Raw genomic sequence first — 11,660 nt, forward strand, 5'->3', positions numbered from 1 at the left:
CGAAAGTGAAGCATGAAGCGACTTGCCTCTCTCCTCGCCGCCTCCGCCCTGCTGCTGGCCGTGCAAGGCTGCGCCTGCGCGCCCGGCTTCGTCGGCTTTGACAGCCGCTGCCAGTTCATCAACGTTCCCAGCGGGCAACCCTGAATGAACAAAAGCGCCGGATCGGCTCCTGGCGGAGCCCGTCACGGCGCTTTACATGCGTAATTTCAGGTTAAATCCTGAACCCTTCTTCACGCTGATTTCAGCGTTCATCTTTCCATCCCGCCTGCTTTGTCCGGTTTTTACTCCGCAGGCGGCAGTTGCCCCAGCCACTCCCGCAAATCGTGCATGGCCTGCTCGCGCAGCCCGGCTTCTTCGTTGAAGATCTCGTGATAGGCCGAGGCATACCAGTGCAGCGTCTTGCGCTCGCCCGGCAACGCCTCGAAGAAGGCCCGGCTGCCGCGCGGGGCGACGAAGGCATCGTCTCCCGCCACCTGCAACAGCACCGGCCGCGTGAATTGGGCGGCATCGCGCGCCACATGGCGCATGGCATCGAGCATGAAATTGAGCATGCGCGGCGCAATCTTGCCGTGGTTGAGCGGGTCCTGCCGGTAGGCCCGGACCTCATGCGGATCGTGCGAGATGCGCTCGGCCGGCAAGGCGGTCGGCAGGGCCAGCCCCGGCGCGATGGCCGACGACACCTTCAGCAGCAACCGCTGCCAGCCCGACAGATCCAGCGCCAGGGCCGGCGAAGACAACGCCAGTGCCCGCACCGGACTGAAACCACCAGTGGCAAACCGCGCCGCCACCAGCCCGCCCATGCTGTGGCCGAACAGCAGCGGCGTACACTGGGTGCGGCGGCTGAAGTCATCGAAGGCCTGCTTCAGGTCCCGCAGCAGGTCATCCGGCTGGATCAGGCTGCCCTGCCGCCCTCCTGAATTGCCATGGCCGCGATGGTCGCAGATGCGCACCGAACAACCCGCTGCATTGAACAAGTGCGCCAGCGCGGCATAGCGCCCGCCGTGCTCGCCCAGCCCATGCACCATCTGCACGGCCGAAGTGGCCCCGGGCAGCAGCCAGTCGCGGCAAAACAGCCGGGTACCGTCGGCGGCGTCGATCCAGTGTTCCTGTACCGGGAGGGGAAGCGTCATGGTTTGTCGAGAAGAGTGGAATTGACGTCGGCCTGGCGGCGCGCGGTGCGCCAGGCCTTGCGCAGGCGGCGGCTCTGGCGCAGGGCGAGGTGCAGCGATGCGGCCCAGGACAGCGGACGCGGATGCACCACGGCGCGCAGCGCGCGGGCATAGTCCAGCACCATGCCGGGGGTCCAGGCCATGGTCACGGCGCGTTTGCGGATCTGGCTGGCGACCCAGATCTCCGGCGTGAACATCATCCTGACCGCATTGAACCAGTGCCGGTCGCGTCCGCCGATGACGCCTTCCAGCGCGGCCTCCAGCGCATGCGCCACGGTGCTGGAGCAGTTGCGATAGGTCAGGTTGTAAATCTCGGTCTGGCGGTAGTGCTGCCAGAAGCGGTCCAGCGAGGCGCGGCGGTAATCACGGAAAACGATCTTCTCGGTCGATTCACACCAGGCGGCGGCTTCGCTGCGGTAGTCGGTCAGGTAGCGGCCCTTGACGTCATTGTCGGCCGTGGCGCGCAGCAGGCGGGCAAACTGGTCCGGCGAGCGGTCGATTTCTTCGGCCGGATAAAGGCTGATGTAGAGCTCGGGCAGGATTTCCAGCGCCGCATGGCCGGTCGAGATGACCCCCTGGTTGTCGACGGCGGCGATGTAGCGGTCGATCAGCGGCTGCCGTCGGGCAGGGCCCTTGGCGCTGCCGGCGGGCGTCCACACGTGCACGGTCAGCGGGGGCTGTGCCCCGGAAGGCGGCTTTGCCGGGGCCGGCGCCCCGGCACCCAGTTGCGCCTGCAGGTCAGGCGCACCGTCATGCAAGCCGGCATCGAACGGGCGGTCATCGCCGCTGTTGCGCGCAACCAGCACATCGGCCGAGGCCTGCTGCGGCAGCATGCGGCTGCGCAGCGCCAGCCAGATCATGTTCCAGCCGCCGAAGATCAGGCCCAGCGCCAGGCAATACGGTACCGTGCCCTTGTAATGCGTCGGGTAAGGCTGGAAGAAGAAGATCGCCAGCAGGATCTGCACGATCCCCCCGAACATGGCCGTGCGCCAGCGCGGAAAGCGCACCACCAGCGCCGAAGTGATCTGCAGCGAGCCGCCGATGGTGAAGGCAATGCCAAAAAGCATGGCCAGCGCCATGTTGCTGGCCTGGTGCTGGGTGATGACCAGCACCGCAATGAGCAGGAACAGTCCGCCCTTGGCATAGCGCAGTGTCTTCTGTGCTCCCACGCCGCTATTGGCCATCCACAGCGTTACCAGGCTTTCCACCAGCAGCAGATAACCGAACAGGGTCAGCGGGAAATTGAGCACGCCATCAAGCGCATCGATCATCAGCGAGACGCCAACGGCACCCCAGGCCAGGCCGGCCACGGCCAGCGCATGCCAGTTGCGGCGAATGAAATCGGCACCCAGCAATAACAAGACAAGTCGTATCACGGCATTCTCCGGGGCATGCGCCCTTCCCTTTGCGATCCCGCATTCTGGGGGATTCCCTGCGGCGAGGCAAATCGCCCTGCCCGCAAGGCTGGCCGAAGCGGGCGCAATCGCGCACAATGCCGGGCTGTCTTCCCTTGCTGCCGCCCATGTCCATGTCCTTGCCGGTCCTGATCTCCGCCCTTGCCAGCAGCCTGCTGCTGCCGCCCGTCTCGCCCTTCCTGATGTGTCTGGCCGGGTTCTGGCTACGCCGTCGCGCGCCCCGCACAGGCCTGGCCCTGATGCTGCTGGGGGCCCTGATCCTGCTGGTACTCAGTACGCGCATCGGGGCCCTGTGGGTGATCCGGCCACTGGAAGCGCAATATGCGCCACTGGCCAGCGCCGGCAATGCGCAAGCCATCGTCGTCCTGGGATCGGGCCGGATCGACCAGGCACCGGAATACGGCGGCAGCGATGACTCCACCGCCATCGGCATGAAGCGCCTGCAATACGCGGCCTATCTGGCGCGCCGCACCGGCTTGCCGATCCTGGTCACGGGCGGCAGCCCCGACGGCTCGCCCGAAAGCGAAGCCGCGCTGATGGCGCGCAACCTGCAGCGCGACTTCGGGGTGCCGGTGCGTTGGCAGGAAACGCGCGCCGATACCACCGCCCAGAACGCCAGCTATTCCGCCGCCATGCTCAAGGCTGACGGCATCGAACGCATCCTGCTGGTGACCGACAGCATCCACATGCCGCGCGCCATGCGCGTCTTTGCGTATACCGGCTTGCAGGTGCAGGCCGCGCCGACCGTGTTCGCCGGGCGGTCGCGCCCGCGCCTGACCGACTACCTGCCGCGCGCCGGCAACCTGGAGCTGGCCAGCTACGCCCTGCGCGAGTGGGTCGGCCAGCTGTGGTACAGCCTCAGGCGCGCCGTGGGGCAGTGAAAACAAGGATTGCAGCACAAGCCAACCCATAAAATGAATGCCCTTGCGCCTCTTGTTCCGCCATTCAGCACAACGACAGCGGCGTAGAGTGACAAGGTCGCGCGCATTTCGTCCGTAAACGCCCGTGCACACTACTTGACCTAGCAACAACAAGCTCACGCAAGGCGATGTACCCGGCCCGCCAGGCCAGGTGCCATCGTCCCGGCACAACGATGCCAGCGAGCGCCTCTACACAATGGGAGATATCATCATGGGCCAGTTGTCCTTCAGTAAAAAACTGTGGCTGCCACTCGGTTTGAGCCTCATCGCACTGCTGGCGATATCCATCTTCAGCGCCGTCATGGTGCGCGATGTGCGCCTGGAAGAGCGCAAGAACGACCTCACCAACATCGGCCAGACCGCGCTATCCATGGTCAAGGGCTATGGCGCGCTGGCCGAATCCGGCGCGCTGACCAAGGAAGAAGCGCAAAAACGCGCCAAAGCCGCCATGAAGAGCCTGCGCTACGGCACCGACGGCTACTTCTCGATTTCCACCTCGGCGCAGATCATCGTCATGCATCCGATCAAGACCGAACTGGACGGCAAGGACCTGACCAACTTCAAGGATCCGGCCGGCAAGAACCTGTTCGTCGAGATCACCAAGGCCGGCAGCCAGCCCGGCGGCAGCTTCGTCAATTACCTGTGGCCCAAGGTCGGGGCGGCCGAACCGGTGCCCAAGACCTCCTTCGTGATCGCCTATCAGCCCTGGGACTGGAACCTGACCACCGGGGCCTACATGGATGACATCAACGCCGCCTTCATGCGTACGCTGACACAGATGGCGATCCTCTTTGCCGTGGTGGCGGCGGCCCTGATAGCGCTGGTGATCGTGATCAACCGCGGCATCCTGCGCACCATTGGCGGCGATCCGGCCAAGGCGGCCGAGGTCGCCAACCGCATCGCCCAAGGCGACCTCACCCCCAACATCGAAACCGCACCGGGCGACCAGAGCAGCCTGCTTTACGCAGTACGCAGCATGCGCGATTCGCTGCTGAGTACCATCGCCAACATCAAGACTTCGGCCGACACCATCGCCACTGCCAGCCAGGAAATCGCCAGCGGCAACCTCGACCTGTCGAGCCGCACCGAGCAACAGGCCGGCTCCATCGAGGAAACTGCCTCGGCCATGGAAGAACTGACCGCCACCGTCAAGCAGAATGCCGACAACGCGCGCCAGGCCAACCAGCTGGCTGAATCGGCATCGGAAGTGGCGATCCAGGGCGGCAGCGTGGTCGGCCAGGTGGTGCAGACCATGGAAGGCATCACCGACAGCTCGCGCAAGATTGCCGACATCATCGGCGTGATCGACGGCATCGCCTTCCAGACCAACATTCTGGCGCTGAACGCGGCAGTGGAAGCCGCCCGTGCCGGCGAGCAGGGACGCGGCTTTGCGGTGGTGGCCTCGGAAGTGCGCTCACTGGCCCAGCGTTCGGCCTCGGCCGCCAAGGAGATCAAGTCGCTCATCGATGACTCGGTGGCCAAGGTCGATACCGGCAGCAAGCTGGTCGAACAGGCCGGTGCCACCATGACCGAAGTGGTGGCCAGCGTGCGCCGCGTCACCGACATCGTGGGGGAAATCAGCTCGGCAAGCCAGGAACAAAGCGCCGGCATCGCCGAAGTCGGCCGTGCCATCACGCAGATGGATGAGGGGACGCAGCAGAACGCCGCCCTGGTGGAGCAAGCCGCGGCTGCGGCGCAATCGCTGCAGGATCAGGCGACCACCCTGGCCGGTCTGGTCGGACGTTTCCAGATTGATGGCAGCCAGGCGCGCACCGTTGCGGCTGCACCGGCGGCGGTCAAGCCGGCCGCACGCCCGGCACCTGCCGCGTCGGCGAGCGCTGCGCCGCGCAAGCCGGCAGCGGCTCCGGCGGCACGTGCGACCATTCCAGCACCCAAGGCCGCCCCGGCCAAACCCGCTGCAGCAGCCGCGCCCAAGGCGGACGCACCCGCAGCCAAGCCTGCCGCCAAACCCTCGCGCCTGCCTGCGGGCGACGATGAAGGAGATTGGGAAACCTTCTGAGCCCCCTTGCCTTGCGCAACACCAGCCCGCTTCATGCGGGCTTTTTTCATGGGGACGCCATTCAGGCCAGGGCGGCGCGGCTTTCCCCCACCAGCCGGCTGATCAGCCCGGAGTCGGGTGCCACCGCCAGTGCGCGCGCCGTATCCTGCTTGCCGCTGGCCAGCAGGCCCTGCTCATTGGGAGCAATGGTGTATTCGCTATGGCAGGCCGGGCAGTACAGCGTATCGCCGGCCACGGCTTCCCGGGGCCGTACGATGATCGGGCCGCATGAGAGGCAGCGCTGCAGAGGAATGCCCTCATCGCTGTGGCCCACGATGTGGGCCAGTTCCGCATCGGCCTGCAGGCCGATGAAGCGGCGTCCCAACTCGGCATCGAACTGCTTGCCGAGCTCACCCTCGATGATTTCCATGGCCCGTGCAATGGGCATCCCGCTGCGATAGGGACGCGTGCTGGTCATGGCGTCGAAGGCGTCGCAGATGCCGACGATGCGCGCAGCCAGCGGGATGTCCTCACCGCGCCGTCCGAAGGGATAGCCGCGCCCGTCCGGTGTTTCGTGATGCAGCAGCACCGCCTCTTCGGCCAGGGCTGCCAGCGGGTGGCCCGCAAGCATGCGGTGGCCGATCTCGGGATGCGTCCTGATGACCGCGTATTCCGCCTCATCCAGCCGCGATTTCTTGCCCAGTACGGCATCGGGGATGCCGATCTTGCCGAGATCATGCAGGAAGGCACCGATGGTGATGCGGGCCACCTGCTCCGCGGGCAGTCCGGCGGAATGCGCCAGCAGACGCGACAATCGCGCCACCCGCCACAGATGCCCGCCGGTATAGGGATCGCGCGCCTCCACCGCCCAGGCCAGCAGGAACAGGCTCATCAGCAGTTGCTCGTCGTGCGCCGCCTGGCGCGCAGCTTTGTTGCGGGTGGCGCGCTGCCACAGGGAAAGCAGATTCATCCGGCAGCTCCTTGTCGGGCAGGCTCATCGTAGACCAGGCGGATATCGACCTCGCGATCAACGAACTGCCATTCGGCACTCCGGCGCAATCGCGCGACCAACTCTTCGAATGCTTCAGCGTGTTCCGGCGCGTACTCGAACCAGGTCAGGAAATCGAAAGGCTCGCCCAGTTCGCGCGCATGGTAGAGACGGCGCGCAATCGGTGGCAGGTACTCCAGCCCGATGGCGATGTGGTGCGACTGCTCCTCCAGGATCGCGCGGCGCTCATCCTGCGCCAGCGCCCACCAGGCCGGGTTCTTGCGGATCGGGATGAGGGCTGCGCAGCGTGCCTCGGGCCGCCCCAGGCCCTGCTGCACCGCGCCCAGCGTATCGAGTTCGTGCCGCGTGGCATAACGCGCATGACCGGTGGCACCGTCCAGGCGCCACTGCACGCCGGGCGTAGCGGTGGACTGCGCCTCGCCGGGACCGGCGACGGCAAGCCTTCCCGCCATTGCCAGCGATTCGCCGACCACGGCGTCGACGCGCAAGATGCGCCAGCCTCCACTGAGTCCTGCGACGAATGCGGTATGGATCACGCTCATGCTCAATCTCTCCAGGACTTACCAGCGCAACAGGCGCGGACCCAGCAGCAGGCCAAGTGCTGCCGGAATGAGGATCCCGAGGAAATACCAGATTCCCCAAAACGGCACGCCCATCTCCGGGCAATGCAGGCAATACACCATGGTCGCCGTGGCACCGGCCAGCAGGCCAGCCACCGCACCACTCAGGCGCAGCCGGGTCGGGGCCATGCCGCGCACGGCCCAGAAGATGCCGATGAAGAGTGGAATCGACAGCAGCGCGATGTTGAACGGGCAGCTGCGCCAGCTGATCCCCATCAACAGCGGCAGCCGCTGGGCTACCGGTGCACTGAGCAACACGGCTGCCCCACCCAGCCACACTGCCATGGCAGGCAGGGCGATGCCTGACCAATTGGCACCCACGCGCAATCCCGGACGCACCAGGCGTCGCAGCACCAGCATGGCCCCCACGGCCAATGTGGTGGGAAAGGCCAGCTTGATCCAGAACAGCGGCACGCCCAGCATCACCGCCAGATCGGGACGCAGCCCGTAGATCTTCAGCATCAGCAACAGCGAACCCAAGCCGCCCAGCACCAGGGCCTGGGCCATCTGCTTGACCGGCAAACGCCGGTCCACCGGTGCCACGCCGCTGGCCATCATCGAAATAAGGTCTTCGGTCTTCATGCTTGCAGTTTCTCCCGGATCTTCAGGGCCAGGGCCTTGAGGCCACGATGGATGCCGACTTTCACGGCCGATTCCGACATCCCGGTCAGTTGTGCCGTCTCGGCCACCGACAGGCCTTCCAGCTTGACGTGAACGATCGGCAAACGCTGCTTGTCGGGCAATTCCTCCAGCAGCGCACCGACATCGCGCCGCGCCTGGGCCGGTTCATCATCACAGGTGGTGAGCAGGTCGTGCTCTTCGTCCAGCGGGTCGTTGAAGGCTTCGCGGCGCGAACGGGCGCGCAGGAAGTCCATCAGCTTGTAGCGCGCGATGGCATGCACCCAGGCCGTCAGCGGCTGATCGTGGCGATAGGTATGGCGGGCGTTGTGGATGGCCAGCAGGGTTTCCTGCACCACATCCTCGACGTCATCCTGCAGATGCACCAGGCGCTTGCGCAGGAAGGCGCGCAGGCGGCCGCTCAATTCGGCCAGAAACTGGCGATAGGCCACGGCGTCGCCGTCGAGACCGGCCAGCAGCAGCATGCGCAGGCGCTCCTCGGCGGGATGCGAGGGCTTGCCAGGACGGCCGGCCACCTCATCCGGCACGGCCGGTCCCCCAGTCGCCAACAGGAATGGACTTTCAGTCATGGGCATGCCACCCGATCACCAACGAAGCAGCCACGGGCCGCACAAGGCGCCGGCCGCCGTCGGCAGCGCCACCCCCAGTACATACCAGACGCCCCAGAACGGCGGCGCCATCTCCACGCAATAAAGCGAATAGACTAGCACGCCCTGGGCACCCGCCACCAAACCGGCCACCGCACCGGCGGCACGCAATTGCGTGGGCGCCATCCCGCGCAGGAACCACAGCATGCTGGCCAGCGTGGGCAGCGACAGCAAGGCCACATTGGCCGAACACACTTCCCAGCTGCTGCCCAGCAGCAGGTCCAGACGCTGCGAAGGCGGTGCCAGTGCCAGCCAGCTGCCACCGGCCAGCCACAGCAGGGCCGGTGGCAGCAGCAGTCCTGCCGCCGGAGCCAGCCCCATGCGCATGCCCGGCAGGGCCAGGCGCGAGGCCGCCAGCTGCCCGGCCAGCAAGGCCGCCAGCGGGAACGACACCTTCATCCAGAACAGCGGCTGCTGCAACAGTTCACGCAGGTCGCTGCGCACCCCATAGAGTATGGCCAGCAGCAGGGCCGCCCCCATCAGGCCCAAGGCCAGCGCCACCGCCATGCGCGCGGCCACGTTGCGCACCAGGCTGCGCTGGACGGGGCCGGGGGGCTCGCCCGTTCCCGTTGCCAGCATATTGACCAGTTCCATCGTTTTCATTCACATCCCCTTTGGGCCCGTGCGGGCGGACTGCGCAATGGCGCGCTCTCTTTTGTATTCGTTCACAACAGCGCTGCGGTTACAGCAGGCGCGAAAAATATTTTTTCAAAAAATCTTCATCGTGCTGTAACCGGCCAGCCACTCCCTGCGAATTAACAAGCAGATCGGACGCAAAGCAGCAGCAAGCGAAACGCCGGTCAGTGTCATCTTCCACTTCATCCATTTTCAGGAGCACACCATGAACCACTTCGTCGCCACCGCCGCACTGACCCTCGCCACCCTCGCCTCCGGCGTCGCCATGGCGCAAGACAAGCAACCGATGAACAAGACCGCCGTCGAGAAGTGCTACGGCGTCTCCCTGGCCGGCCAGAACGACTGCAAGGCTGGTGAAGGCACCACCTGCGCCGGCACCGCCAAGATGGATTACCAGGGCAATGCCTGGAAGAACGTCCCGGCCGGCACCTGCACCTCGATCAAGACGCCGCGCGGCATGGGCTCGCTCAAGCCGGTCTGATCGTTCCGGAGCCATCGGCCATGACAACGTCACCCCTCACCGCCGGCCTGGGTCTCAAACCCCAGCATTTTGATGCAGCGCTGGCCTGCAAGGCAGCGGGACTGTGGTTCGAAGTCCATCCGGAAAACTACCTGATGGACGGCGGCCCCCGCCTGGCCTGGCTGCAGGCGATCCGGGAGCATCATCCGGTGGCCCTGCACGGGGTGTCGATGTCACTGGCCGGGCCCGACGCGCCCGATCCCCTGCATCTGCGCAAACTGGCACAACTGGTGTCGCGCATCGAACCGGTGCTGGTGTCCGAACACCTCGCCTGGTCGCGCATCGGCGGCCACTACCTGCCCGACCTGCTGCCGGTGCCGCGTACCAACGACACACTGGCACGCCTGGCTGACAACATCAGCCGCACTCAGGATGTTCTGCAGCGCCGGATCGCGCTGGAGAACCCGTCGCATTACCTGCACATAGAACAGCACAGCTGGAGCGAGCCGGACTTCCTGCGTGAACTGGTGCGCCGGACTGGCTGTGGCTTGCTGGTCGACGTCAACAATGTGCACGTGAGCGCCTGCAATCTCGGCACCGACGCGCACCACTACCTGGAACAGTTGCCGTTCGATGACATTCTCGAAATCCATCTGGCCGGCCACAGTGCCGATGCCAGCCTGCCCGGCCTGCTGGTCGATTCCCATGACGCTCCGGTTGCGGCAGCGGTCTGGGAGCTCTACGCGCATCTGCTGGCACGCACCGGGAAGCGTCCCACCCTGATCGAACGGGATGGCAACGTGCCCACGTTCGACGTGCTGCTGGCCGAGCGCGACATGGCCGGCACCTTGCTGCATCCGGCAGCGGCCACGCACGAGGAGCAAGCCGCATGAATGCCCCCGACCATCGCTACTACGCCAGCTTCCTGCAGGCCCTGCTGAACGGGCAGAGCGACGACCCAGGCGTTGCCGCACTGCTGGCGCAACCGGCCTTCGCGGTCTATCGCAATACCGTCTTCAAGGGCTGTGTCGACGCACTGCTGGCCAACTATCCGGCGGTGCACCGGCTGGTCGGCAGCCCCTGGATGGAGTCTGCAGCGCAGGCCTTTGCGCGCGAGCACTTGCCACAAGAAGCCAGCCTCATCTGCTATGGGGCGGGCTTTGCCGATTTCCTTGCCACGCTGGAAGCAGCACGGGAATTGCCCTACCTGCCGGGCGTCGCCACCCTGGACCGCTGCTGGACCGAAGCGCACCTGGCCGCCGACGACCCGCTGCTGGACGTGTCGGCCCTGCACACGGCGCTGGCCGCCGGCCAGGACATCACGCTGGTACCGCATGCCGCCAGCCGCTGGCATCACGATCCGCAGCATCCGGTCTACACCATCTGGAGCATCAACCGCAGCGACGCTGACGACACCGAAATCGCCCCCGAATGGCAGGGCGAAGGAGCCCTGCTCACGCGGCCGCACGGCCAGGTGCAATGGCAGCCGCTGAGTGCGGGCGCATCAGGCTTTCTCGATGCCTGCCGCGATGGCTGCGGCATCGCCAGCGCTGCCGGCCAGGCGCTGGCCCGGGAGCCCGGCCTGGAGATCGGCACCATGCTGGGCCAGTTGATCCAGGCCGATGCCTTTACCTCGTTTCACTGAACGGAGACTTCCATGAACCAGCCCGCCACCCTGCCTGCCGACGTGCAGCCCTCTCCCTCGCTGTGGTCGCGCGCCGCCGACCTGGCCACGCGGGTGATCAGCGACAACGTGCTGACGCTGGTCGCCCGCGTGGCGATCGCAGCGATCTTCTTCCTCTCGGGCCGCACCAAGGTCAGCGGTTTCCTTGACATCAAGGACAGCACCTATGTCCTGTTCCAGGAGGAATACCACCTGCCGCTGGTACCACCCGACCTGGCCGCACACCTGGCGACCTATGCGGAACACTTCTTCCCGCTGCTGCTGATCCTCGGCCTCTGCACCCGGGGCGCGGCCCTGGCCTTGCTGGGCATGACCACCGTCATCGAGATCTTCGTCTATCCCGATGCCTGGCCCACGCACCTGTCCTGGGCTGGCTTGCTGCTGCTCCTGGTCGCGCGCGGCGGTGGGGCCTGGTCGCTGGACCGGCGCCTGGGACTGCGTTGATCACGGGGAGAAAAGCAT

At 66.0% G+C, this 11,660-nt stretch carries 14 protein-coding genes; 7 read left to right on the forward strand and 7 right to left on the reverse strand.

Going from position 1 to position 11,660, the window contains the following annotated elements; genetic code table 11:
• Positions 1 to 12: 12 nt before the first annotated feature.
• On the forward strand, positions 13 to 144 hold the full coding sequence (locus MKD49_RS26405; protein WP_256497413.1) for a hypothetical protein: 132 nt from the start codon (positions 13 to 15) through the stop codon (positions 142 to 144).
• A gap of 137 nt (positions 145 to 281) precedes the next feature.
• On the opposite strand, the gene MKD49_RS01910 is transcribed toward MKD49_RS26405, so the two are convergent.
• Positions 282 to 1,130, reverse strand: coding sequence for an alpha/beta hydrolase (locus tag MKD49_RS01910; RefSeq protein WP_252695292.1), 849 nt, complete (start codon positions 1,128 to 1,130; stop codon positions 282 to 284).
• On the reverse strand, positions 1,127 to 2,545 hold the full coding sequence (locus tag MKD49_RS01915) for an HdeD family acid-resistance protein (protein WP_252695293.1): 1,419 nt from the start codon (positions 2,543 to 2,545) through the stop codon (positions 1,127 to 1,129). Before MKD49_RS01915 ends, MKD49_RS01910 begins: the two co-directional genes overlap by 4 nt.
• Positions 2,546 to 2,691: 146 nt before the next feature.
• On the opposite strand from MKD49_RS01915, the gene MKD49_RS01920 reads away from it, so the two are divergent.
• Together MKD49_RS01920 and MKD49_RS01925 are read left to right on the forward strand one after the other, a co-directional pair.
• Entirely contained in the window at positions 2,692 to 3,465 is a 774-nt protein-coding gene (locus tag MKD49_RS01920; RefSeq protein ID WP_371925421.1) for a YdcF family protein, read from the forward strand.
• Between the two features lie 250 nt (positions 3,466 to 3,715).
• On the forward strand, positions 3,716 to 5,524 hold the full coding sequence (locus MKD49_RS01925) for a methyl-accepting chemotaxis protein (RefSeq protein WP_252695294.1): 1,809 nt from the start codon (positions 3,716 to 3,718) through the stop codon (positions 5,522 to 5,524).
• A gap of 61 nt (positions 5,525 to 5,585) precedes the next feature.
• Here MKD49_RS01925 and MKD49_RS01930 read toward each other — a convergent pair whose 3' ends face one another.
• The 5 genes from MKD49_RS01930 to MKD49_RS01950 are packed head-to-tail and all read right to left on the reverse strand — an operon-like array spanning position 5,586 to position 9,021.
• A complete protein-coding gene (locus tag MKD49_RS01930) occupies positions 5,586 to 6,473 on the reverse strand; it encodes an HD-GYP domain-containing protein (protein WP_199725121.1) in 888 nt (295 codons plus the stop codon).
• The gene (locus MKD49_RS01935) at positions 6,470 to 7,054 is read right to left on the reverse strand and encodes a chlorite dismutase family protein (protein WP_252695295.1); all 585 of its coding nucleotides are present in this window, start codon (positions 7,052 to 7,054) and stop codon (positions 6,470 to 6,472) included. The genes MKD49_RS01930 and MKD49_RS01935 overlap by 4 nt, the downstream gene beginning before the upstream one ends.
• Positions 7,055 to 7,072: 18 nt before the next feature.
• On the reverse strand, positions 7,073 to 7,714 hold the full coding sequence (locus MKD49_RS01940; protein ID WP_252695296.1) for a DUF1109 domain-containing protein: 642 nt from the start codon (positions 7,712 to 7,714) through the stop codon (positions 7,073 to 7,075).
• Positions 7,711 to 8,340 carry a sigma-70 family RNA polymerase sigma factor gene (locus MKD49_RS01945; RefSeq protein ID WP_252695297.1) on the reverse strand — a complete coding sequence of 210 codons (630 nt, stop codon included), beginning with the start codon at positions 8,338 to 8,340 and terminating at the stop codon, positions 7,711 to 7,713. The genes MKD49_RS01940 and MKD49_RS01945 overlap by 4 nt, the downstream gene beginning before the upstream one ends.
• 15 nt (positions 8,341 to 8,355) lie before the next feature.
• Positions 8,356 to 9,021 carry a DUF1109 domain-containing protein gene (locus MKD49_RS01950; protein ID WP_252695298.1) on the reverse strand — a complete coding sequence of 222 codons (666 nt, stop codon included), beginning with the start codon at positions 9,019 to 9,021 and terminating at the stop codon, positions 8,356 to 8,358.
• A 238-nt stretch (positions 9,022 to 9,259) separates the two neighbouring features.
• Between MKD49_RS01950 and MKD49_RS01955 the strand changes: the two genes are divergently transcribed.
• Genes MKD49_RS01955 through MKD49_RS01970 form a run of 4 tightly spaced genes read left to right on the forward strand, consistent with a single transcriptional unit; the run spans position 9,260 to position 11,642 of the window.
• Positions 9,260 to 9,535, forward strand: coding sequence for a DUF2282 domain-containing protein (locus MKD49_RS01955; RefSeq protein WP_121044835.1), 276 nt, complete (start codon positions 9,260 to 9,262; stop codon positions 9,533 to 9,535).
• 20 nt (positions 9,536 to 9,555) lie between these two features.
• Complete coding sequence (locus tag MKD49_RS01960) at positions 9,556 to 10,407, forward strand: DUF692 domain-containing protein (RefSeq protein ID WP_252695299.1); 852 nt, start codon at positions 9,556 to 9,558, stop codon at positions 10,405 to 10,407.
• A complete protein-coding gene (locus MKD49_RS01965; protein ID WP_252695300.1) occupies positions 10,404 to 11,159 on the forward strand; it encodes a DNA-binding domain-containing protein in 756 nt (251 codons plus the stop codon). Before MKD49_RS01960 ends, MKD49_RS01965 begins: the two co-directional genes overlap by 4 nt.
• Before the next feature lie 12 nt (positions 11,160 to 11,171).
• A complete protein-coding gene (locus MKD49_RS01970) occupies positions 11,172 to 11,642 on the forward strand; it encodes a DoxX family protein (protein WP_252695301.1) in 471 nt (156 codons plus the stop codon).
• Positions 11,643 to 11,660: the final 18 nt, after the last annotated feature.

The organism is Herbaspirillum sp. WGmk3, from assembly GCF_023952535.1.
In the GTDB taxonomy this organism is placed as follows: domain Bacteria; phylum Pseudomonadota; class Gammaproteobacteria; order Burkholderiales; family Burkholderiaceae_D; genus Herbaspirillum; species Herbaspirillum huttiense.